This window comes from Pseudomonas corni, assembly GCF_057128765.1.
This window is the reverse complement of the sequence record NZ_JBSKHW010000009.1, coordinates 71,471-91,907: the sequence shown is the minus strand read 5'-3', so window position 1 is coordinate 91,907 and position 20,437 is coordinate 71,471. Positions and strand designations below refer to the sequence as shown.

20 protein-coding genes are annotated in these 20,437 nt (G+C 61.2%); 8 read left to right on the top strand and 12 right to left on the bottom strand.

The window, feature by feature from the left end:
• The first annotated feature begins 7 nt into the window (after nucleotides 1-7).
• The gene (locus ACWKV9_RS15435) at nucleotides 8-364 is read left to right on the top strand and encodes a RidA family protein (protein WP_483836989.1); all 357 of its coding nucleotides are present in this window, start codon (nucleotides 8-10) and stop codon (nucleotides 362-364) included.
• Here the strand turns inward: ACWKV9_RS15435 and ACWKV9_RS15430 are convergent.
• The 8 genes from ACWKV9_RS15430 to ACWKV9_RS15395 all read right to left on the bottom strand — a co-directional run bounded on the left by ACWKV9_RS15430 (nucleotide 361) and on the right by ACWKV9_RS15395 (nucleotide 9,869).
• Nucleotides 361-1,809, bottom strand: coding sequence for an N-acyl-D-amino-acid deacylase family protein (locus ACWKV9_RS15430; RefSeq protein WP_483836988.1), 1,449 nt, complete (start codon nucleotides 1,807-1,809; stop codon nucleotides 361-363). The genes ACWKV9_RS15435 and ACWKV9_RS15430 overlap by 4 nt on opposite strands.
• 2 nt (nucleotides 1,810-1,811) lie before the next feature.
• A complete protein-coding gene (locus tag ACWKV9_RS15425) occupies nucleotides 1,812-3,455 on the bottom strand; it encodes an ABC transporter ATP-binding protein (RefSeq protein WP_483836987.1) in 1,644 nt (547 codons plus the stop codon).
• Entirely contained in the window at nucleotides 3,452-4,327 is an 876-nt protein-coding gene (locus ACWKV9_RS15420; RefSeq protein WP_483836986.1) for an ABC transporter permease, read from the bottom strand. The genes ACWKV9_RS15425 and ACWKV9_RS15420 overlap by 4 nt, the downstream gene beginning before the upstream one ends.
• Before the next feature lie 10 nt (nucleotides 4,328-4,337).
• Nucleotides 4,338-5,279 (bottom strand): ABC transporter permease, encoded by a 942-nt coding sequence (locus ACWKV9_RS15415; RefSeq protein WP_483836985.1) that lies wholly within the window; start codon nucleotides 5,277-5,279, stop codon nucleotides 4,338-4,340.
• Between the two features lie 35 nt (nucleotides 5,280-5,314).
• Nucleotides 5,315-6,913, bottom strand: coding sequence for an ABC transporter substrate-binding protein (locus ACWKV9_RS15410; RefSeq protein ID WP_483836984.1), 1,599 nt, complete (start codon nucleotides 6,911-6,913; stop codon nucleotides 5,315-5,317).
• Between the two features lie 114 nt (nucleotides 6,914-7,027).
• Nucleotides 7,028-7,882, bottom strand: a complete 855-nt coding sequence (locus ACWKV9_RS15405) for a D-amino-acid transaminase (RefSeq protein WP_483836983.1) — start codon at nucleotides 7,880-7,882, stop codon at nucleotides 7,028-7,030.
• A gap of 17 nt (nucleotides 7,883-7,899) precedes the next feature.
• A complete protein-coding gene (locus ACWKV9_RS15400) occupies nucleotides 7,900-8,823 on the bottom strand; it encodes an N-carbamoyl-D-amino-acid hydrolase (RefSeq protein ID WP_483836982.1) in 924 nt (307 codons plus the stop codon).
• A 125-nt stretch (nucleotides 8,824-8,948) separates the two neighbouring features.
• On the bottom strand, nucleotides 8,949-9,869 hold the full coding sequence (locus tag ACWKV9_RS15395) for a LysR family transcriptional regulator (protein ID WP_483836981.1): 921 nt from the start codon (nucleotides 9,867-9,869) through the stop codon (nucleotides 8,949-8,951).
• Nucleotides 9,870-10,036: 167 nt separating this feature from the next.
• Between ACWKV9_RS15395 and ACWKV9_RS15390 the strand changes: the two genes are divergently transcribed.
• A complete protein-coding gene (locus tag ACWKV9_RS15390; RefSeq protein WP_483836980.1) occupies nucleotides 10,037-10,936 on the top strand; it encodes an AEC family transporter in 900 nt (299 codons plus the stop codon).
• Between the two features lie 254 nt (nucleotides 10,937-11,190).
• On the opposite strand, the gene ACWKV9_RS15385 is transcribed toward ACWKV9_RS15390, so the two are convergent.
• Complete coding sequence (locus ACWKV9_RS15385; RefSeq protein ID WP_483836979.1) at nucleotides 11,191-12,126, bottom strand: hydroxyacid dehydrogenase; 936 nt, start codon at nucleotides 12,124-12,126, stop codon at nucleotides 11,191-11,193.
• 124 nt (nucleotides 12,127-12,250) lie between these two features.
• On the opposite strand from ACWKV9_RS15385, the gene ACWKV9_RS15380 reads away from it, so the two are divergent.
• From ACWKV9_RS15380 to ACWKV9_RS15360, 5 genes are all read left to right on the top strand, one after another.
• Nucleotides 12,251-12,895 (top strand): DUF1989 domain-containing protein, encoded by a 645-nt coding sequence (locus ACWKV9_RS15380; RefSeq protein WP_483836978.1) that lies wholly within the window; start codon nucleotides 12,251-12,253, stop codon nucleotides 12,893-12,895.
• On the top strand, nucleotides 12,892-13,698 hold the full coding sequence (locus tag ACWKV9_RS15375) for an amino acid ABC transporter ATP-binding protein (protein ID WP_483836977.1): 807 nt from the start codon (nucleotides 12,892-12,894) through the stop codon (nucleotides 13,696-13,698). The genes ACWKV9_RS15380 and ACWKV9_RS15375 overlap by 4 nt, the downstream gene beginning before the upstream one ends.
• Complete coding sequence (locus ACWKV9_RS15370; protein ID WP_483836976.1) at nucleotides 13,695-14,351, top strand: amino acid ABC transporter permease; 657 nt, start codon at nucleotides 13,695-13,697, stop codon at nucleotides 14,349-14,351. Before ACWKV9_RS15375 ends, ACWKV9_RS15370 begins: the two co-directional genes overlap by 4 nt.
• A 42-nt stretch (nucleotides 14,352-14,393) precedes the next feature.
• Nucleotides 14,394-15,185 (top strand): transporter substrate-binding domain-containing protein, encoded by a 792-nt coding sequence (locus ACWKV9_RS15365; protein WP_483836975.1) that lies wholly within the window; start codon nucleotides 14,394-14,396, stop codon nucleotides 15,183-15,185.
• Between the two features lie 134 nt (nucleotides 15,186-15,319).
• Nucleotides 15,320-16,033 (top strand): GntR family transcriptional regulator, encoded by a 714-nt coding sequence (locus ACWKV9_RS15360; RefSeq protein ID WP_483836974.1) that lies wholly within the window; start codon nucleotides 15,320-15,322, stop codon nucleotides 16,031-16,033.
• A gap of 165 nt (nucleotides 16,034-16,198) precedes the next feature.
• On the opposite strand, the gene ACWKV9_RS15355 is transcribed toward ACWKV9_RS15360, so the two are convergent.
• The 3 genes from ACWKV9_RS15355 to ACWKV9_RS15345 form a co-directional block, all read right to left on the bottom strand.
• The gene (locus tag ACWKV9_RS15355; protein WP_483836973.1) at nucleotides 16,199-17,473 is read right to left on the bottom strand and encodes a Zn-dependent hydrolase; all 1,275 of its coding nucleotides are present in this window, start codon (nucleotides 17,471-17,473) and stop codon (nucleotides 16,199-16,201) included.
• Nucleotides 17,474-17,478: 5 nt separating this feature from the next.
• Entirely contained in the window at nucleotides 17,479-18,699 is a 1,221-nt protein-coding gene (locus tag ACWKV9_RS15350; RefSeq protein WP_483836972.1) for a pyridoxal phosphate-dependent aminotransferase, read from the bottom strand.
• 98 nt (nucleotides 18,700-18,797) lie between these two features.
• Complete coding sequence (locus tag ACWKV9_RS15345; protein ID WP_483836971.1) at nucleotides 18,798-19,133, bottom strand: ArsR/SmtB family transcription factor; 336 nt, start codon at nucleotides 19,131-19,133, stop codon at nucleotides 18,798-18,800.
• Between the two features lie 49 nt (nucleotides 19,134-19,182).
• Here ACWKV9_RS15345 and ACWKV9_RS15340 point away from each other — a divergent pair, with 49 nt between their 5' ends.
• On the top strand, nucleotides 19,183-20,274 hold the full coding sequence (locus tag ACWKV9_RS15340) for an NADH:flavin oxidoreductase/NADH oxidase (RefSeq protein WP_483836970.1): 1,092 nt from the start codon (nucleotides 19,183-19,185) through the stop codon (nucleotides 20,272-20,274).
• Nucleotides 20,275-20,437 lie beyond the last annotated feature (163 nt).

The following is a 20,437-nucleotide window of genomic DNA, read 5'->3' as shown; positions in this document are numbered from 1 at the left end:
AGTTGCCATGAGCATCCAGAGAATTTCCGTTAATCCACGCCTTTCCGGTGCAGTCGTCCACAGCGGGCTGGCCTGGTTGTCGGGCCAGGTGCCAGACGATCGCAGCGAAGATTGCGCTGGCCAGACCCGCCAGGTGCTGGCAAAGATCGACGCCCTGCTCGCCCAGTCAGGCAGCGATAAATCACGCTTGCTGAGCGCACAGATCTGGCTCAAGGACATCAACGCCGACTTCGCCGCCATGAATGAAGTCTGGAGCCAGTGGCTGCCTGAAGGCGCCGCACCGGCCCGCGCGACTATCCAGGCAGATCTGGCGTCCCCGGACGTACTGGTCGAAATCATGTTGACCGCAGCCACGGGCGCCTAAACCGCCACGGCGGCAGGCTGGCGCTTGAGAAGGCGCCCTTGCCGCCCCTGCACCTTGCCGTCTTCGTAGCTGACCACGCCGTTGACCACCACCAGATCAATACCCGGCGCCTGCCGGCAAGGATCGGCATAGGTGGCGACATCCTCGATGCGCTGCATGTCCACCAGAGTCAGGTCGGCGAATGCACCCTCGCGCAACACACCACGATCCTGCAAACGAAAACGAGTGGCCGACAGTCCGGTCATCTTGCGCACCGCTTCGGCCAGATTGAACAGCTTCAGATCACGGCAGTAGTGCGCCAACACCCGAGGAAACGTGCCCCACAATCGCGGGTGCGGATTAGGGTCATTGGGCAAGCCGTCGGAACCGACCATCGACAGCGGGTGCGCGAGAATCTTGCGCACGTCGTCTTCGCTCATCATGTGGTAGATCGCGCCGGCAGGACGCAGCCGCTCGGTGGCCTCCCATTGGTCAACGCCCCAATGCGCGGCGATGTCCTTGAGCGTCTGTCTGGCCATGTCCGGGTGCGGATCGGACCAGGTGATGTAAATCTCCATCACCCCGTCCACGCGCCAGGCATCCAGCGTGGTGGAACTGGCCGAATACGGATAACAGTCGCAGTTGCAGGATTGTTCGCCAGCGGCCTTTTCCAATGCGGCAAGGGCCAGCGGCGCCCTCCCCCAGTTACCGGCGCCAGCACATTTCAGATGAGAGATCACCAAATCCGCGCCCGCGTTGCGCGCGGTGGCGAAGGACTCTTGCAGCGAGTCCAGCAAGCCATCGTGCTCATTGCGCATGTGCGTGGTGTACAGCGCGCCATGAGCCCCGACGATGTCCACCAGGCGCTGCATTTCGGCCATCGGTGCTTGTTTGGCATTGGTGTAGGCCAGCCCCGAACTCAGGCCTATAGCCCCAGCGTCCAGCGCGCCTTCCAGCGCCACGCACATGGCATCCACTTCATTGCCGAACGCTGCGCGATCGAACTGCTCCATGACATTGGCGCGCAACGCGGTGTGGCCGATCAGCGCTGCGACGTTGACGCTCGGCACTGCGTGCTCGACTGCATCGACGTAGGCCTTGAACGTCGGGTACACGAACGCGTCTTTAGCGCCCAGCAGGTTCATCGGGTCCGGCGGTACACCGGGCAGCGTGACCGGTGAAGCGCTTATGCCGCAGTTGCCGACAATGACCGTGGTCACGCCCTGAGAAATCTTGGCCAGCATGTCCGGTGTGCGAATGACATTGGTGTCGTCGTGGGTGTGCACGTCAATGAAACCGGGCATCAGGCAGCGCCCGTTGCCGTCTACGGTTCGCCGTGCAGCGTGGCCGCTGAGATCACCGATGGCAACGATACGATCACCCTGGGTTGCCAGGTCCGCAGTGTAAGGCTCGGCGCCGGTGCCATCGACCACGGTGACAGCGCGAAACAGCAAATCAAACGTCATGCTCAAATCCTCTGGCCTGCGGCAAAATTCCAGCCTTTGCCGGGGACCGCGTCCATCAATTGCTGGGTGTAGGGCTGCTGCGGATGGGCAAGCACATGAGCCGCCGGGCCGTATTCCACGACCTGACCGCGATGCATCACCAGCACGTCGTCGCACAATTGCGCGGCCACCCGCAGGTCATGGGTGATGAACAGAATCGCCACCCCCATGCGCGCCTGAATGTCCTGCAGCAGCTGCAGCACCTGCGCCTGCACCGAGACGTCAAGCGCCGACACCGCCTCGTCGGCGACGATCACGTCGGGCTCCATGGCCAGGGCGCGGGCAATGGCAATGCGTTGGCGCTGACCACCAGAAAACTGATGCGGATAACGCTCGATGGCGTCAACCGGCAGCCCCACCAGTTCGAGTAACTCCTGACCCCGCGCCCAAGCCTTAGCGAACGGCACGCCGTGATTCATCGGCCCTTCGATCAGGCTTCTGCCGATACTGATGCGCGGATTGAGCGATCGATTGGGGTCCTGAAAAATCATCTGAATACGCTTGCGGTGCGGCTTGAGACTGGCGGCCGACAACTCGGAAATGTCCTTGCCTGTGACCCGGATCGCGCCATGGGTCGGCGCCAGCAAACGCATCACGCAACGGGCGACGGTGGATTTGCCGGAACCGCTTTCGCCGACGATGCCCAGGGTTCGTCCGCGCTTGAGGGTGAAAGAGACGTCATGCACGGCGCGCGTGCCTTCCCGGGCCTTGCCGAACCAGCGCCAGCCCCCGCCCGCAGGCGGATAAACCTTGCCCAGTTCACTGACGTCGAGCACCACTTGCGCGCTGTAGACCTCACGCCGTGCCGCCCGGGGTTCAAGGCCCGGCACTGCGGCAAGCAGGGCTTTGGTGTAGTCCTGTTGCGGACGGGACAAGACATCGGCCACGGTGCCGGATTCGACGATCCGGCCCTGGCGCATGACGCAAACCCGGTCGGCGATGTCCACCACCACGCCCATGTCGTGGGTGATGAACAACACCGCCGTGCCGTGCCTTTGTTGCAGCTCGCGGATCAGCTTGAGGATCTGTTGCTGAGTGGTGACGTCCAGCGCCGTGGTCGGCTCATCAGCGATCAGCAAGCGGGGCTCAAGCACCAGCGCCATGGCGATCATGATCCGCTGACGCTGGCCGCCGCTGAGTTGATGCGGATACGCGTCGTACATGCGCTCGATGTCCGGCAGATGCACTTGCGCCAACGCGTCGATCACTTGAGCACGACGTTGCGCGGCGGTGAGGTCGGTGTGGGTTTGCAGCACTTCGTCGATCTGCCTGCCGACGCTGAGCACCGGATTGAGCGCGGTCATCGGCTCTTGAAAAATCATCGCCATGCGGCTTCCGCGCAGGGCCTTGAGCCGACCATTGCTGACTTGCAGCACGTCTTCGCCGTCCAGCAGAATCCGGCCGCTGGTGGCGCTCAGCGCATCCTTGGGCAGCAGGCCCAGAGTCGCCAGCGATGTCACCGATTTGCCCGATCCACTTTCGCCCACCAGGCACAGGGTTTCGCCGGGGCGGATTTCAAATGAGATGTCCTGCAGGATCGGCGTACCGTCCGCCGTGTTCACGCACAGGTGTTCGACCCGCAGCGTGTCGCTCAACTGCTCGCTCATGCTGCGCCCCTTTTCTTCATGCGCGGGTCAAGGGCGTCGCGCGCCGCATCGCCCAGCAGATTGATCGACAGAATGCACAATGACAGCGCAAGACCAGCCCACAGCACCAGCGACGGCTTGAGCTGGAAGTACACCCGGCCCTCGGAAATGATGTTGCCCCAGGTCGGGATTTCGGTGCCGATGCCCGCCCCGAGAAATGACAGGATCGCTTCGGTAAGAATCGCCGATGCGCAGATATAAGTGCCCTGCACGATCAGCGGTGCAAGGGTGTTGGGCATCAAATGGCGCGTGAGGATCTTCATCGTGGACGTACCCATCAACACCGCTGCTTCAACGTAAGGCTCTTCCCGAGTGGACAGCACCCGCGCACGCACCAGGCGCACGACCTGGGGAATTTCCGGCACCATGATCGCAATCATGACCGTCCAGATCCCGGCGCTGCTCAGGGACACAATGGCAATCGCCAGCAGGATGCCGGGGATTGCCATCAGCCCGTCCATCACCCGCATCAACAACGCGTCCAGCCCCCGAAAATATCCGGCAATCAGCCCCAGCGGCAGGCCAATCAGGATGCTCAATACCGTGACGCCCACGCCGACAGTGAGGGAAATCCGCGCGCCGTAGACGATGCGCGAAAACAGATCGCGGCCGTAGGCGTCGGTGCCCAGCCAGAACTCGGCGCTGGCAGGTTTCAAACGAAAGGCCGGCGCCAACGCCACCGGATCGTGGTTAGCGACCCAAGGCGCAAATATCGCCATGCCGACGATCAGCACCAGCACCATCAGCGCAATCGCCGACGTCACGGGCAAGCGTGGCAGGCTGATCAGCCGACGCCGGGGCGCGGGCAGGCTCAAGGAAACGGGTTTGTTCATGGCCTTGGCCTCAGTAGCGAATGCGTGGATCGCTGATCGCATACGACAGATCGATCAGCAGATTGATGACGACATACACACCGCTGGTCAGCAGGATCATGCCCTGGATCACCGGGTAGTCGCGGGCCAGCACGGCATCGACGATCAGTCGGCCCAGCCCTGGAATGTTGAACACGCTTTCAGTGACCACGACCCCGGAAATCATCAGCGCGAAACCGGTGCCGATGACCGTCAGGATCGGAATCATCGCGTTACGCAGCGCGTGGCGGAACAGCACATGCACTTCAGCCAGACCCTTGGCCCGCGCCGTGCGGATATAATCCTCGCCCAGCACTTCGAGCATGCTGGCCCGGGTCATGCGCGCCACCAGCGCTACGTACACGGAGGATAAGGTCAGCGCCGGCAACACAATCCGTTGCGCGAAGGGACCCAGGCCATCGCTGATGCTGCGAAAGCCCTGCACCGGCAGCCATTTGAGCTCCAGGGCGAAGACGGTGATCAGCACGTAACCGATCACGAACACCGGGATCGAAAAGCCCAGCACCGAAGTCGACATCACCAGATTGTCGATCCAGCTGCCGTGTTTCCAGGCCGCCAGCACGCCCAGCGGCACCGATATCATGATGGTGAAAACGATGGACACCAGCGCCAGGCTCAGCGTCGGCTCCAGGCGCTGGCCGATCATGTTCAGCACCGGCGTGTGCGCCATCAGCGAGGTGCTGAAATCGCCTTGCAGCAGTTGCCAGATCCACACGAAAAACTGCCGGTACAACGGCTGATTGAGGCCCAGTCTTTCGCGAATGGCCGCCAGTTGCTCGGGGCTTGCCATGTCACCTGCGATGATGGCCGCAGGATCACCCGGCGACAGACGCAGCAGCAGAAACACAAACAGTGCGACCACCAGCATCACCGGAATGGCGGCCAGCACGCGGCGTAAAAAATAACCCAGCATCGAAGCCTCCGAAGGCATGCATCAAGGTGCGGCGATCAGTCGGCTTTCTCGACGTTCCAGAACACCGTGGACGGGCCGGTCATCAAGTGGCTGATGCGGCTGTTCCAGGCGGCGACGTCGAAGTACTGACCCAGCGGGATGTAGCTGACCTGGTCCATGGCGCGCTTCTGGATCTCGACGGCGATTTCCTTCTGTTTGGCCGGATCGGTGGCGGTGGCGAAATCCACCCGCAGCTGATTCATCTGCGGGTCGGTCGGCCAGCCGAACCAGGCGCCCTTCTGTCCGCCGCCGTCGAGCATCGGGTTGACCACCGGATTCCAGATGGTTTCGGCGTTCCAGTAGGTGAAGAACAGGTTCCAGCCGCCCTGCGCTGGCGGATTCTGATTGGCGCGGCGCGACACCAGCGTCTGCCAGTCCATCGGTTGCAGATCCACGTTAAAGCCCGCCTTGCGCAACGCTTGCGCCGCCACCACCGGTTGCGGTGCCTGACTCGGGACATCAGTGGGCTGCATGATCACCACGGGGGTGCCGTCATAGCCGGCTTTTTTCAACAGGGCGCGCGCCGCTTCCAGATTGCCGCCGCTGGTCAGTGACTCGCCGCCGGCCTCGGTTTCAAGGGGGGTCCCGCAGCCGAATACCGATGCGCATTGCTTGAAGTACTCAGGGTTGCCCACCAGCGCATCCAGCACGTCTTTCTGGTTCATGGCCAACAAGGCGGCGCGACGGATGTCGGGGTTGTTGAACGGTGGGTACAGAAAGTTCATGCGCCCGCCGGTCATCGAGCCCAGCTTGCTCAGCACGCCGGATTTGAGGTGATCGTCGGCCTGCACCATGGGCAGCAGGTCGATAGGCAGTTGCTCGATGAAATCGATGTCGCCGGAGGACAGCGCGTTGATCGCGGTCATGCGGTCGGGCATGTTGATCCACTCCACGCGGTCAACCTTGACCACCTTGCCTCCGGCCGTGCCGCTGGCCGGTTCCTTGCGCGGCACGTACTGCTTGAATTTCTCGTAGACCACCCGGTTGCCGGGGTCGAACTCCTTGGCGACGAACACATAAGGCCCGGAGCCGGTGTAGTCGGTGATGGTCTTGCCATCGGCGATACTGGCGACGCGCTCGGGCATCATGAAGGCCGCCACCGACGACGGCTTGGCCAGCAGTTGCAGCACGTAACCGAACGGTTTGGCCAGCGTCAGGGTGATGGTCTTGTCATCGGTGGCGACGATGCCGGTGGTGTACTTCATCATCAACTGACCGCCTACATCGAAGCGCGCCCAGCGCTTGAGCGAGGCGACGCAATCGGTGGCGGTTACCGGTTTGCCATCGTGCCACAACAGGCCGTCGCGCAGGGTGAAGGTGTACGTCAGGCCGTCGTCGGAAATCTTCCAGTCCGCCATTTGCGGCTGCGGCACGAAGTGCTCGTCCATGCCGATCAGCGTGTCGTAGATCATGTACGCGTGATTGCGGGTGATCTGCGCGGTGGTAGCGATAGGATCGAGCACCCGCAGTGAAGAAGACATCACGGCGTGCAGGGTTTTCTCAGCGGCCAGGGTGAACGGCGCATTGAGCGCGAGGGCCAGGCCAACCGGCAGCAACAGGCGGGCAATCAGGGCGCGGGACGGACGTGGTTTCATGCTCAACACTCCTTACAAATGGCTACGTTCGGTGTCGGCAGTCGTACTGGGTGGTGCGAAATGCTGTGGCAAGCCCGGCGCGTCTGCGCACGCCTGGGCTGTGGCGCCGGGCGGCTAGACAAGCACCGCCAGCGCATGGTCGATGTACAACTGGCGCAGACGTTGGGTCAGCGCACCGGGTTTGCCGTCGGCAATGGCCTGACCATCAAGGGTGACGACCGGGTAAACGAATGAGGTGGATGAGGTGATAAACGCCTCGGCAGCGCCCTTCGCTTCTTCGAGGGTGTAGGCGCGCTCTTCGAGACGCAGATCGTTTTGATTGACCAGATCAATCAGCGCCCCCCGCGTGATGCCGGGCAACAGAGCACGGGACAATTCGCGCGTCACCACCGCGCCGTCGTGGGTGATGATGAACGCGTTGTTGGACGTGCCCTCAGTGACCCAGCCGTCTTTCACCAGCCAGGCATCGTCGGCGCCTTGAGCCTTGGCCTGCTCCTTGGCCATGCACGCGTAGAGCAACTGGGTGGTCTTGATATCGCTGCGGCCCCAGCGCAAATCGGGCAGACCGATGATGTTCATGCCGCGCTTGGCCAGCGGACTGTCGAGCACCACTTTGGCCTGGGTGTACAGCACCACCGTCAGTGGGCTGCCTGCTGGCGGGTACAGGAAATTGCGATCCTCGGTGCCGCGAGTGACCTGCATGTACACCAGGCCTTCGTGCAGTTGGTTGCGCGCGATCAGCTCGCGATGGATGTCCAGCAGCTGCGCACTGTCGAGCGGCAGATCCAGCGCCATTTCCCCCAATGACCGCGCCAGTCGCGCCAAGTGCAGGTTGAAATCCACCAGCTTGCCTTGCAGCACAGCGGTCACTTCGTAGATGCCATCGGCAAACATGAAGCCGCGATCAAAAATCGAAATCGTCGCTTGGTTTTCCGGGACGAACGCCCCGTTCAGGTACACGCTGCGCATGGGTCGTTGTCTCCAGGTCAGGGGCGCTGAACGCCGGTCTGACGGGTGATGATGCCGTAGTGTTCGATGCGCCGGTGGCGAGCGAAATCAAAGATCGTGGTTTTGCCAAAATTGCACAGGTCCATGTCGCAGGCGTGCACAATCAGTTCATCGCCCTGCCCTTGGGCTCTGGCCACGACAAAGCCGTTGGGGTCGACGATCACGCTGCCGCCCATCAACGGGAAGCCGTCTTCAACCCCGGCCTTGGCGATGCCAACCACCCAGGTAGCGTTCTGATAAGCCCCGGCCTGCATCACCAGTTCGGAATGAAACAGCCGGTGTTCTTCACCTTCGCCACGCTTTTGCGAATTGATCGAGGGCGTGTTGTAACCCAGGGTGATCAGCTCCACGCCTTGCAGGCCCATGACCCGATAAGTCTCCGGCCAGCGCCGGTCGTTGCAGATGCACATGCCCATTACCGCGCCTTGGGATTCCCAGGTCGGAAAGCCCAGATCACCGGGTTCGAAATAGCGTTTTTCCAGGTGCTGAAAGTCGCGCTCGGTGTCGAACTCAACGTGCCCCGGCAGATGCACTTTGCGGTACTTGCCAACGATGTTGCCTTGGCGGTCGGTGAGGATCGAGGTGTTGAAATGCTGCCCTTGCGGGGTCAGCTCGGCGTAGCCGAACGAGATGGCGATGCCATGTTCGCGGGAGAAGTCGAACAGCGGGCGGGTGACGTCGCTGGGCATCTCGCGCTCGAACCAGGTATCGACTTCCTGCTGATCCTCCATGAACCAGCGCGGAAAGAACGTCGTCAGCGCCAGCTCCGGAAACACCACCAGCTCGCAACCCTGCTGCCGGGCCTGCTCCAGCAGCACCAACATGCGCTGGACCACAGAGGCCTTGGAGTCAGATTTCTGGATGGCGCCCAACTGAGCGCCGCCGATGATGATTTCGCGCATGTCGCATGTCCTCTCACGAGACCGGCTAGACGCCGGCAAACCTTAAAGCTGTAAGTTGATGCCATTGTGGAAGCGTTCATCAGCCGCTGTCGCATGCCAATACGTCGACGGTGATTAACCTGATGTTAATCCATGCCGAACAGCTCGAATCCGTTGCCGCCCAGCGTCTCGCGCAGGTGCTCGACGAAGCCCAGGGCAAATTGCGCCAGCGGTTCGCGGCGCAGGTGCACCAGACTGACCGTCAGGCGTTCTTCAGCGAGTAACGGCAGCACCGCCATTCGCTCGGTGCCAGAGGCGCGCCAGGAAATCTCGTCCACCACCGAGAACCCCGCGCCGTTTTTGACCAGCGCGCAAGCGTGATGGGGCGAATCGACGTGGATATCCGGTCGATAGGCCAGCCCCACCCGCTCGAAAGCGGGCTTCATGACACTGAAGAATGGTGTGTCGGCCGGGTAACCGATAAAGGGAGAATCGGCCAGCGCCTTAGGCAGTTCCTCCAGCGGCACGCGGGTCAGCTCATGATCGGCGGGACAGACCACCAGCACCCGAATGTCGCTCAGCGGCACAGCTCGCAGGTTAGGGTGGTCGATGGGAAACAACGAGATCCCCAGATCTGCCTGTTGATCCAGGAGGCGATCACGCAGCAAGACGTGGCGCAGGCATTCCAGACTGACGCGAATGTCGGGGTTGCAGCGCCTGAATGCGGCAATGGCATCGGGGACCAGTTGATGCCCAAGGCTGGGGCTGCTGGCGATGCGCAGGACGCCGTGGCGCTGCTGGACCAGGTCATGCAGCGTGGTGTTGACCCGCTGGATATCGCGGTACACCGACTCGACGTCGGCAAACAGCCGCCGCGCTTCGGGCGACGGGTACAAACGGCCTTTCACCCGTTCGAACAACTGAAAGCCGATACGCGCCTCGGTGTGGGAGAGCATACGGCTAACGGCTGGCTGCGAAACCAGCAACAGTTGCGCGGCGCCGTTGATGGAGCCGGTAATCATCACCGCACGAAACACTTCGATCTGCCGCAGATTGAGCGACTGCATTCAACTTCCTCTCTGCAGTAACGCGCCAACACAGCGGCCAACGCTTAACACTGGGTTATAGGGCGATAGCAATTAGTATGCCAACCGCAAATAAAATCCAAATTTCACGCTGACAGGCCCCAACCAACGCGGTAATAATGCGCGCACTTTTTTCTGAGGCCTGCGCCGTGTCTGTCCCGCAAACGATCCTGCCGATCTTTCTATTGATCATCATCGGCTACGTACTGGCCCGTCGTGGCGCTCTCGAACCCGCCACCAACAAGGCGCTGGGCAACCTGGCGTTCAAGCTGTTCATGCCGATGGTGCTGTTCACCGGCATGGTCAACGCGCCGCTGCATGACGGCTTGAATGTGAAAGTGCTGGTGGCGTACTTCGTGCCCGCCTTGTTGGTGTTTACCTGCGTCAATCTGGTTGCCCATCGTTTTATCAAGCGCCCTACCCCTTTCGGCCTGACTGCCGCGTTCGGTAATAACGCTTTAATTGGCATTCCCATGGTCGCCGGCTTGTTCGGTAGTGGCGGTCTGGTTTTGCTGTTTACGGTGTTGGCGGTCCACAGTCTGTTGCTGTTCAGTTTCCAGAGCCTTTACAACAGCGTGGCCGGGAGCGAGCCGTTCAAACCCGCCACGCTCATATCGAGCCTGGCCAACCCGATGATCATTGGCCTGCTGCTGGGCGTGGTGGTCAATCTCTCGGACCTGGCGCTGCCCGGCTGGAGCCTGCAATTGGCCAATTGGCTGGCGCAGGCGGCGTTGCCCTGCGCGCTGATCGTCCTGGGCGCCAATCTTTCCGGCTATCGCTTGCGGCCGAGTCTGTACGCCGTGGGCATCACCTTCGCCAAACTCATTGCCTTGCCGTTGCTGGTGCTGACCGCCTGCGTGCTACTGGGCATCGACGGCATGCCCCGTGGCGTACTGGTGTTGATGGCGGCCAACCCCAGCGGGGTAAACGTATTGGGCTTCGCTCGCTCTCTGGAGGACAGCCAGAAAACCAGCTCGGCCATTTGCCTGACGACCATCCTGTCGGCGGTAACCCTGCCGGTGTGGATGTGGATCAACAGCGGTATCTGATTTCATACGCCCCTGTCGGGCATTCCCTTCCCGCACAAACTGCGCGATTGAGCTGCCGGAAACTGTGGGAGGGAGCTTGCTCGCGACAGGCTGCACGCAGGCGGTGAATGTACCTACCATTCGCGAGCAAGCTCCCTCCCACAACGTTCGTTGACCCAGCTGATGTTCGCGAGGCGGCTGGCCGGGTTCGGGCCCAAATCCCTTCGCCGACGAGTGGGCGCCTACAGGGTGGGGCGGCAAACCGGGGCTCATCTCTAGGCCAGGCGATCCTGCGGCTCCCCACCGGCCAGCACATGCACCACACCCTGGGTCACGGCGGTCGCCACGCGGATCAGCGATTGTTCGGTGGAAGCACCGGTGTGCGGGGTCAGCAGGACGTTGGGCAGGTGCAGCAGCGGGTAGTCGGCGGCCATGCTGTCGAAGGCGTAAACGTCCAGTCCCGCCCCCGCAATCACACCGGTCTGCAACGCATCGATCAGTGCCGCTTCGTCCACCAGCGGCGCGCGGCCGGTATTGATCAACAACGCCGTCGACTTCATTTCGCGCAACTGTTGCGCGCCGATGAGGTGGTACGTCTGCGGCACCGAAGGCAAATGCAGCGAGACAATGTCGCTGCTGTTGAGTAGCGCCTGAAGACTGTCTGCGCGCTGCATGCCCAATGCGGCCAATTGTTCCTGCGTGGCGCTGCGAGCAAATACCTGCACCTGCATGCCCAACGCAACCGCCAGCGCTCCAGTGGCCTTGCCGATGGCGCCGAAACCGACGAGGCCGAGTGTCTGCCCGTGCAGCTCGCGCAGCTGTGCCCCGAAACGGAACGCCATGTCTCCAGCCCGAGCCGCCTGATCGCTTTGCACTAGCTGTTTGCTCAGCGCGAACATCAACGTGATCGCATGTTCGGCCACAGAACGGGCGTTACGGCCCGGGGTGTTGAACACGGGAATGTTGAAATCCCGTGCCGCCAGCAGGTCGATATTGTCGAAGCCCGCACCATGCACCCCAATGACGCGCAGGTTTTTGAAGCGCTCCATCTCGGGTCGCCCGAAGCGACTGCTGCGGAAAATACCTGCCACCACCCGATGCGGGTCTGCTAACCGGCACGCCTCTTCGCCGATCAACGGGTTAAGTCCCGCGGCGCGCAGGATCTCGATGCCAGAGGCGTGAATGGGTTGCGGCATCAGACACTGGTTCATGGCGCTCTCGCTGGTTTTCGACGTTGGAATACACAATGGCATTTACATTGCATTCCATTGGTATACCGAAAATCTACCAGAACCGAAAGCCTTCTGCGATCTGTTCGAAGCAAGCGAGGACGTCATGCCCCTTTTAGCGCCCCATGATGAAGTGCAGCAAATCCTGAAGGCCACGCGAGGGACCGCCGTCAAGCTCTGCAAGGGCGAGGCCATCCGCATTATTAACCTGCACGGCAGCCAGGTGGTGGATGCCTGGGCGGTGAACCTGACCGACAGTCAGGAATGCAGCGCGCTGGAACACACTCGCTCGATCAACAGCAATATATTTTTCGAAACCGGCATGACCCTGGTCAGCAACCTGCGCCGGCCCATGCTTACGCTGATTGAAGACACCTCCCCCGGTCGTCACGACACCCTGCTGTGCCCATGTAACGGCGCAATCTATCAAGAGTTGGGCTGCACCGAGTACCACCGCAGCTGCACTGACAACTTCCACGAAGCGCTGGCCGAGCAGGGATTGCAGTGCAGCTACACGCCCGCTTCGCTGAACCTGTTCATGAATATTCCGGTGGCCGAAGACGGCAGCGTGCAACGTGTCCCGCCGCGCTCCAAAGCCGGGGACAGCGTGACCCTGCGCGCCGACATGGACGTAATGGTGGTGTTGTCGGCCTGTCCGCAGGACATCACCCCGATCAATGGCGCCGGTCGCCAGCCTAGCGATATCGCCTGGTGCATCCACCCTCTCCCGGCTCAGGAAATGACCTCATGACCCAAGCAGTCAAGCCGATGTTGCGCATCAAAGAGCTGAGCAAAAGTTACGGCGATCTGCATGTGCTCAAGAACGTGGCCCTGGACGTGTATCCCGGTGAGGTGGTGTCGATCATCGGCGCCAGCGGTTCGGGCAAAAGTACGTTTTTGCGCTGCCTGAACGTGATGGAGATGCCGCAGCAGGGATTCATGGAGTTTCAGGACTTCTCTTTCGATTTCCGCGACGGCGCCCGCGCCCAGCCAACTCCCGATCAACTACGAGCCTTGCGCGCGCAGATCGGCATGGTGTTCCAGAGCTATAACCTGTGGCCGCACAAGACCGTGCTGGAGAACGTGATTGAAGCGCCGATGCGCGTGCTGAAAATCCCCAAGGCACAGGCCATCAAGGAAGGTGAAGCGCTGCTGACCAAGGTCGGGCTGTTCGAAAAACGCGACCAGTACCCTGGCAAATTGTCCGGCGGACAGCAGCAACGGGTGGCCATCGCCCGCGCGCTGGCGATGAAACCCAAGGTGATGCTGTTCGACGAAGCGACCTCGGCGCTGGACCCTGAACTGGTCGGCGAAGTGCTCGCGTTGATTGCCTCACTGGCGGCCGAAGGCATGACCATGTTGCTGGTGACCCACGAAATCGCTTTCGCCCGCGACGTCGCAAGCCGCGTTTTGTATTTCGATCAGGGCTGCATCGCCGAGGACGGACCGCCTGAAGAAGTGCTGCGCAACCCAAAGAACGAACGCCTGCGCCAGTTCCTCAAACGCATCCTGCATGAAGACATCACGCCCAAAGCCGTGGAGAACGCGCAATGAACCAGTTGTACAGCGACATTTCTCTCTACGGTGCCGGTTTCATGGAAGCTGCCTGGGTGGTCCTGCTGATCACGGTTGCAACCATCGTCCTGAGCTGGGTCTTCGGCCTGCTGGCAGTGTTGGGCAAGCGCTCGGATTTTGTGGTGTTTCGCGCCATTGCCAGCTTTTACGTATGGTTCATTCGCGGCACACCGGCGCTGATTCAGGTGTTCATCATCTACTTCGGCCTGCCGCAACTGGGCATTAACCCCTCGCCGTTCATGGCCGGCGTGATTGCACTGGGTCTGAACAGTGGCGCCTACGTGGCAGAGATCATCCGCTCCGGGCTGCTGGCCATTCCAACCGGGCAGTTTGAATCATCACAAGCACTGGGCATGAGTCACCCGGAAACCATGGTGCGCATTGTCCTGCCTCAGGTGTTTCGCATCATTCTGCCGCCGCTGACCAACGAAGCTATCGCCGCGCTGAAAAACACCTCGCTGCTGTCCACAATCACCGTGGTCGATCTGACGCTTTATGCGCAGACGATTATTTCCACGACCTTCCGCCCGTTCCAGTTCTTCATCGCAACGGCAGTGATCTACCTGATCCTGACCACGATGCTGACGCAACTGTCGTCCTGGATGGAACGCCGGCAGGTTCGTTTGAGCTGAGCGTTGAGTCCAAACATGAATTCGCAACGGAGTACGCACCCTATGAACGTCAGATATTTCTTCAAGCTCTTCACTGCCCTCTGCGTCCTCAGCTTCGGCGCCCAAGCGGTGGCCGATGACCTGGAATTGTTGAAGCCCGGACAGTTGAAAGTCGCCACCCTGGGCACCTTCCCGCCCTTCACCATGCGCAGCCCCAACGGTCAGCTCGACGGTCTGGAGATTCGGGTGATGAAGGAAATCGCCAAGCGCCTGAACCTGGAATACACGCCGATGCTGGTGCAGTGGGACTCGTTGCTGGTGGCCCTGGAAGCCAACCAGTTCGATGTCAGCACTGCGGCGATGGATATCACCCCGGCTCGCCAGAAACAGATCGTGTTCTCCGATGGCTGGATTGAATCCGGCGCGCGCATCCTTACGCCCGTGGATTCGCCAATCAAATCTGCCGCTGACCTCAAGGGCAAGCGCGTTGGCACTCAAGTGTCGTCCACGTATGCGGTACTGGCCGAGGAACACGGCGCGGTGGTCAAGAGCTACAAGTCCGAGTCGGACACCGTGCAGGATCTCGCCAACCACAATCTCGATGCAGTGATCACCGACTCGATCACCGGCGCGTATCTGATCAAGCACGTGGGCCTGCCGATCACTATGACCGACGACTACGTCAGCCACATCCAGAAGGGTTTTGCGTTCAAGAAAGGCAAGCCCAATCTGGTAGCGGCAGTGAACAAGGCACTGGCGGACATGAAAGCCGACGGTACCTATGCCAAGTTGACCAGCGACTTGATCGGCTATGACCCGGCCCCCAAAGATCCGGTCCGCACCCTGGCGCAGTAATCTGCGGACAAGTTACGCCGCGTGCTATCGCGCGATGAGCGACACAGCGTAAAATCCGCAGCGTCCTTGGCAGCCGCTCCCGTTTACCGGCTGCCAATCCACTTTTGTCCGATAGCCCCAGCGTGAAGTGACTTATGGAACCGATCAAATCCACAGCCGACTTCCTCGGTGAACGGGAACAGAATCTGAGCGCCAAAGCGTACGACGCGATGCTGCAGATGCTCATCAGTCGAGAGCTGCCGGCCAACACCGTGCTGCAGGAGCGCAGGCTGGCGGAGCTGCTGAACATTTCCCGCACTCCCGTTCGCGACGCCCTGACCCGCCTGGAAAACGAAGGACTGATCAGTCGCACCGCCGGCCGCACGCTGGTGGTCCGGCAGTTTTCCATCCGTGAACTGATCGAGACCCTGCACGTGCGCCGAACGCTGGAAGCCGAAGCTGCGCGCCTGGCAGCCGGTCGCGTGCCCATCGCCGAGCTCGACGAGCTGGAAGCCAGCGTGCGGCGCCTGCTGGAAGCCGAAGTGCCCAACGCCGAGGAAGACTGGATCGTCGACAGCAAGCTGCACCAGATGATCTCGCACTACAGCGGCAATCTGTTGCTGACCCAGTACATCGAAACCCTGCGTTTGAAGACCCGGATGTTCAACCTGAGTGTCGCGCCGGAGCGTTTTGAAAGCGCTCACCAGGAACATCTGGCGATCGTGCAGGCACTCAAAATCGGCTATCAGGAGCATCTGGCGATCATCGAGGCGCTGCGCAACGGCGATGCGCAAGCCGCGCAACACGCTGCCGCCGCACACATCGACAGTGTTCGACAAGGCATCATTAGCCGCTTCAGCCAGCTCTGATGTGAGCTGCCCTGCCGGGCTTGCCGTTTTGTAGGAGCGCGCTTGCCATCGAAGACCGAAGTACATCCGATGAATTTCTGTCGGCAGATATGAAAGCTTCACGGGCAAGCGCGCTACTACAGAGGTCTTGGGTGCGGCGCAAATTGCCGCGTCGCTGCTAGCCTCTCACCCCGCGCGCTGAGCGAGCACTTTTCCCAAAACCTGCGTCGCCGCCTGAAAATCCTCGCTGCTCATGGCCTCGTCCGGGTTGTGGCTGCCATTGGCATTGCGGATGAACAGCATCGCCGTATCAATGCCCTGCCCCGCGAACACTGCCGCATCGTGGCCCGCGCCGCTCGGCATGCAGCGGGTTTGCAGCCCAATGGATTGCGCAGCATTGTTCAAGTCAGCGATCAGTTGTGCTGACATCACCCCAGGCGTACTTTGCGTGCGCTCGCCAAGGTCGAATGTCACACCGTGCTGGGTCGCAATCTCATCGATAGCGCGCTGCAATCGCTCATCCATCAGAGCCAGCGTCATTGGTTGTTGCGAGCGCAGATCGATACAGAAATCCACCTGCCCGCTCACCTTGCTGAAATCGGCCTGGACCGGATCGGTCGCGAACTGGCCTACCGTCACCGTCAGCTGGTGGCCTTCGTGCTCCAGATCTTGCCACAGCTGTTGCAGCGTCACCACCAACTGGCTGACGGCAACCACCGCATCGCGCCGATGGCTGCGCGGCGTGGCGCCGGAATGCGCATAAAAACCCAAGGCTCTGGCGCGCCGATAACGCAGGCTGCCGCAGATACCGCTGACGACGCCGAGGGGTACTCCGGCGTCGATGAGCACCGGGCCCTGCTCGATGTGGACTTCGACAAAGCAGTCGATGTCCGCAGGGTTCAGCGCTGCCACTTGCGTGGCTAGAGCGTGGGGGTCACCACCCAGTCGCGTCAGATGTTCGCTCAAGGTCTGGCCGGTATCAGCGCGTCTGGCCAGCACCGCCTGGGCAGGCAACAGGCCGAACGCGGCCTTGCTGCCGACGTAAGACACCGGAAACCAGGCGCTCTCTTCGGCGCGAATAGCCATGACCGTGACGTCATGTTCCGGCTGATAGCCGCCCCTGCGCCAGCCGCTCAGCACCGCAAGCCCGGCCACCACACCCGCAGCGCCGTCGTAATTGCCGCCACGGGGGACGGAATCAAGGTGCGAACCGGTCATGACCACGGCAGTATCGGGCGTGCGTCCACGCAGGGTGATGTAGAGATTCAACGCAGCGTCCATTGACACCTGCAAACCGGACAGTTCGGCATGCTCGCGCAGCAGATCATGGGCACGCTGCTCGCCTGGGCCATAGCTGTCTCGGGTGATGCCGATGCCGTCGAAAGTCAGTGCGTGCAAGGTGATAAACAGCGTATCGGCCAGCGTCCAGTCTGGCTCCGGCAAGTCTTCGAACGAAGACATCAGCGTCACACCAGCGCCCGACACGCATCGACGATGAGCTGGCAGGCATTGGCCAGATCTTCGTCACTGACGCTATAGGACACCCGAAAATACGGTGCCAGACCAAACGCAGTGCCCGGCACCACCGCCACGCCGCCGGACTCAAGCAGATAGCGGCACAAATCGACGTCGCTGGCGATGACCGCCCCGGCCGGTGTGCGCTTGCCGATCAAGGCGCCGCATTCGACATACAGATAAAACGCCGCTGGCGGACAGGCCACATTGAGCAGCGGTCGAGCGCTGGCGAACACCGCTACCGCATGATCGCGTCGCACCCGCAGGCGCTCACGCCAGTGGCCGATGAAGTCTTGCGGGCCGTTCAATGCTGCAACGGCGCCAGCCTGACTGATCGAGGAAGGGTTTGTGGTGCTTTGCGACTGCAACAACTCGATGCCCTTGATCAACCATTGCGGGCCACCGGCATAACCCAGGCGCCAACCGGTCATGGCGTGGCTTTTCGAGACGCCATTGATGGTCAGCGTGCGGTCATACAGTTCAGGCACGGCTTGAGCGAACGACGCGAAGCGCCCTTCAAATACGATGGGCTCGTAGATGTCGTCGGACATGATCAGCACGCGCGGATAGCCCTTCAGCACGTCGCCCAGCGCCTGCAACTCTTCAGCGCTGTACAACGCGCCGGACGGGTTGCCTGGGGAATTGAGCAGCAACCAGCGGGTATTGACCGTCAGCGCCGCCGCCAGCGATTGCGCGGTGAGCTTGAAGTCATCACCCGGCTCAGGCATCACGGCCACGGGGGTGGCGCCAGTCAGCAGGACCATTTCCGGGTACGACACCCAGTAAGGCGCGACGAAGACCACTTCGTCGCTGGGCTCAAGGGTCGCCAGTAGGGCATTAAAAATGATTTGCTTGGCGCCGGTAGAAGCAATCACCTGATCGGGCGTGTAGCCGAGGCCATTGTCACGTTCGAACTTGCCGATGATCGCCTGCTTCAGCGCAGCGGTACCCGAGACACTGGTGTAACGAGTGTGGCCCTGACGCATGGCGTCGATGGCGGCTTGCTGGATGTGTTCCGGAGTATCGAAATCCAGCTCGCCGGTGCTGAGACTGATGACGGCGCGACCTTCAGCAGCCATTCGCCGTGCAGCGTCTGCGATGGCCGCCGTGGCGGAAGGACGAATCCGGGAAACAACCGAAGACAGCTGATGGTCAGTGACAGCAATGCTCATGGTGGTCTCATCGGGTGAAAAGACCAATGGTATACCAGAGGCATAACACTGTCATACACAGAAACATCTTTGCCTTATCGCGGGTTTTCAGCCCGCATTCACGCCTGAGCCAAAATGCTCTGCAACAAGCCCGGAAAACGCAGATTGAGTTCTTCCAGACGCAGCGAATTCATGTGTGTAGTGCCGACATTGCGCGTCTGAACCAGCCCTGCATCGCGCAGCACCCGGAAGTGATGGGACATGCTGGATTTGGGGCGACCACCGTCCAACTCACCGCACGTCGCCTCGGCAACGCCGGCCAGACAACGAACGATTTCAAGACGCACGGGGTCGCTCAAGGCGTGAAAGACGCGCTCAAGAGCGAAGTCGGATGGCGGTGGGTGTTTGAAGGCGGGCATGGCGGCATGATAGCCGGGGGTTTCAAATGACGCCATATTTCGAATACTATCGAACAAGCAAAGCAAACTTATCTGGAGTACCCCGATGTCAGCACTGTTCGAGCCGTTCACACTGAAGGACGTCACCCTGCGCAACCGGATCGCCATTCCGCCGATGTGCCAATACATGGCCGACAATGGCGTAATCAATGACTGGCACCAGGTTCACCTGGCAAGCATGGCCCGTGGCGGCGCCGGACTTGTAGTCGTCGAGGCGACGGCCGTTTCCCCTGAAGGTCGTATCACTCCGGGTTGCGCCGGCATCTGGAGCGACGAGCACGCTCAGGCCTTCGTGCCCGTCGTGAAGGCGATCAAGGCAGCAGGTTCTGTTCCGGGTATTCAGATCGCCCATGCAGGGCGCAAAGCCAGCGCCAATCGCCCATGGGAAGGCGACGACCATATCGCTGACACCGATCCAAGAGGCTGGAAGACCATAGCCCCCTCCCCGATCGCGTTCGGCGCCAATCTGCCGAAAGTGCCGGAAGAAATGACCCTGCAAGACATCGCCCGCGTACGTCAGGATTTTGTTGACGCCGCACGCCGCGCCCGCGAAGCAGGCTTTGAATGGATCGAGCTGCACTTCGCCCACGGTTACCTGGGCCAGAGTTTCTTCTCCGAGCTCTCCAACCAGCGTACCGACGCCTACGGTGGCAGCTTCGACAACCGCAGTCGTTTCCTGCTGGAAACGCTTGCCGCTGTCCGCGAAGTCTGGCCAGAGAACCTGCCGTTGACTGCGCGCTTTGGTGTCATCGAGTACGACGGACGCGATGAGCAAACGCTGACCGAATCCATCGAACTGGCGCGTCGTTTCAAAGACGGTGGGCTGGATCTGTTGAGCGTGAGTGTTGGCTTCACCATCCCGGAGACCAACATTCCGTGGGGCCCTGCTTTCATGGGCCCTGTTGCGGAACGCGTGCGTCGGGAAACCGGTCTGCCGGTCACCTCCGCCTGGGGTTTTGGCACTCCGCAATTGGCAAACGATGCTGTTGAGGCCGGGCAACTGGACCTGGTGTCCGTAGGTCGCGCGCATCTGGCCGATCCACATTGGGCTTATTTTGCTGCCAAGGAACTGGGTGTCGACAACGCTTCCTGGACCCTGCCTGCGCCTTACGCTCACTGGCTGGAACGCTATCGCTGAGTCAGTCATCCGGTCCGTCGCAGATACCGAGCTGATGGGTTTGGGGCTGGTCCCCAGCCCATCGCTGACGTCGTAACCTCCGTGAGCTCCTACGCCTTCGGCAGAAGCGGAAGGCTCCGAAGTCGCGCCCGTCCGATGCGATGCACCTGAAACACCCCGGTCT

What these genes read in the sequence shown, in the direction of transcription:
- ACWKV9_RS15435 (WP_483836989.1), top strand. Translation starts at nt 8, where the DNA reads ATGAGCATCCAGAGAATTTCCGTTAATCCACGCCTTTCCGGTGCAGTC.
- ACWKV9_RS15430 (WP_483836988.1), bottom strand. Translation starts at nt 1,809, where the DNA reads ATGACGTTTGATTTGCTGTTTCGCGCTGTCACCGTGGTCGATGGCACC.
- ACWKV9_RS15425 (WP_483836987.1), bottom strand. Translation starts at nt 3,455, where the DNA reads ATGAGCGAGCAGTTGAGCGACACGCTGCGGGTCGAACACCTGTGCGTG.
- ACWKV9_RS15420 (WP_483836986.1), bottom strand. Translation starts at nt 4,327, where the DNA reads ATGAACAAACCCGTTTCCTTGAGCCTGCCCGCGCCCCGGCGTCGGCTG.
- ACWKV9_RS15415 (WP_483836985.1), bottom strand. Translation starts at nt 5,279, where the DNA reads ATGCTGGGTTATTTTTTACGCCGCGTGCTGGCCGCCATTCCGGTGATG.
- ACWKV9_RS15410 (WP_483836984.1), bottom strand. Translation starts at nt 6,913, where the DNA reads ATGAAACCACGTCCGTCCCGCGCCCTGATTGCCCGCCTGTTGCTGCCG.
- ACWKV9_RS15405 (WP_483836983.1), bottom strand. Translation starts at nt 7,882, where the DNA reads ATGCGCAGCGTGTACCTGAACGGGGCGTTCGTCCCGGAAAACCAAGCG.
- ACWKV9_RS15400 (WP_483836982.1), bottom strand. Translation starts at nt 8,823, where the DNA reads ATGCGCGAAATCATCATCGGCGGCGCTCAGTTGGGCGCCATCCAGAAA.
- ACWKV9_RS15395 (WP_483836981.1), bottom strand. Translation starts at nt 9,869, where the DNA reads ATGCAGTCGCTCAATCTGCGGCAGATCGAAGTGTTTCGTGCGGTGATG.
- ACWKV9_RS15385 (WP_483836979.1), bottom strand. Translation starts at nt 12,126, where the DNA reads ATGAACCAGTGTCTGATGCCGCAACCCATTCACGCCTCTGGCATCGAG.
- ACWKV9_RS15380 (WP_483836978.1), top strand. Translation starts at nt 12,251, where the DNA reads ATGCCCCTTTTAGCGCCCCATGATGAAGTGCAGCAAATCCTGAAGGCC.
- ACWKV9_RS15375 (WP_483836977.1), top strand. Translation starts at nt 12,892, where the DNA reads ATGACCCAAGCAGTCAAGCCGATGTTGCGCATCAAAGAGCTGAGCAAA.
- ACWKV9_RS15370 (WP_483836976.1), top strand. Translation starts at nt 13,695, where the DNA reads ATGAACCAGTTGTACAGCGACATTTCTCTCTACGGTGCCGGTTTCATG.
- ACWKV9_RS15365 (WP_483836975.1), top strand. Translation starts at nt 14,394, where the DNA reads ATGAACGTCAGATATTTCTTCAAGCTCTTCACTGCCCTCTGCGTCCTC.
- ACWKV9_RS15360 (WP_483836974.1), top strand. Translation starts at nt 15,320, where the DNA reads ATGGAACCGATCAAATCCACAGCCGACTTCCTCGGTGAACGGGAACAG.
- ACWKV9_RS15355 (WP_483836973.1), bottom strand. Translation starts at nt 17,473, where the DNA reads ATGTCTTCGTTCGAAGACTTGCCGGAGCCAGACTGGACGCTGGCCGAT.
- ACWKV9_RS15350 (WP_483836972.1), bottom strand. Translation starts at nt 18,699, where the DNA reads ATGAGCATTGCTGTCACTGACCATCAGCTGTCTTCGGTTGTTTCCCGG.
- ACWKV9_RS15345 (WP_483836971.1), bottom strand. Translation starts at nt 19,133, where the DNA reads ATGGCGTCATTTGAAACCCCCGGCTATCATGCCGCCATGCCCGCCTTC.
- ACWKV9_RS15340 (WP_483836970.1), top strand. Translation starts at nt 19,183, where the DNA reads ATGTCAGCACTGTTCGAGCCGTTCACACTGAAGGACGTCACCCTGCGC.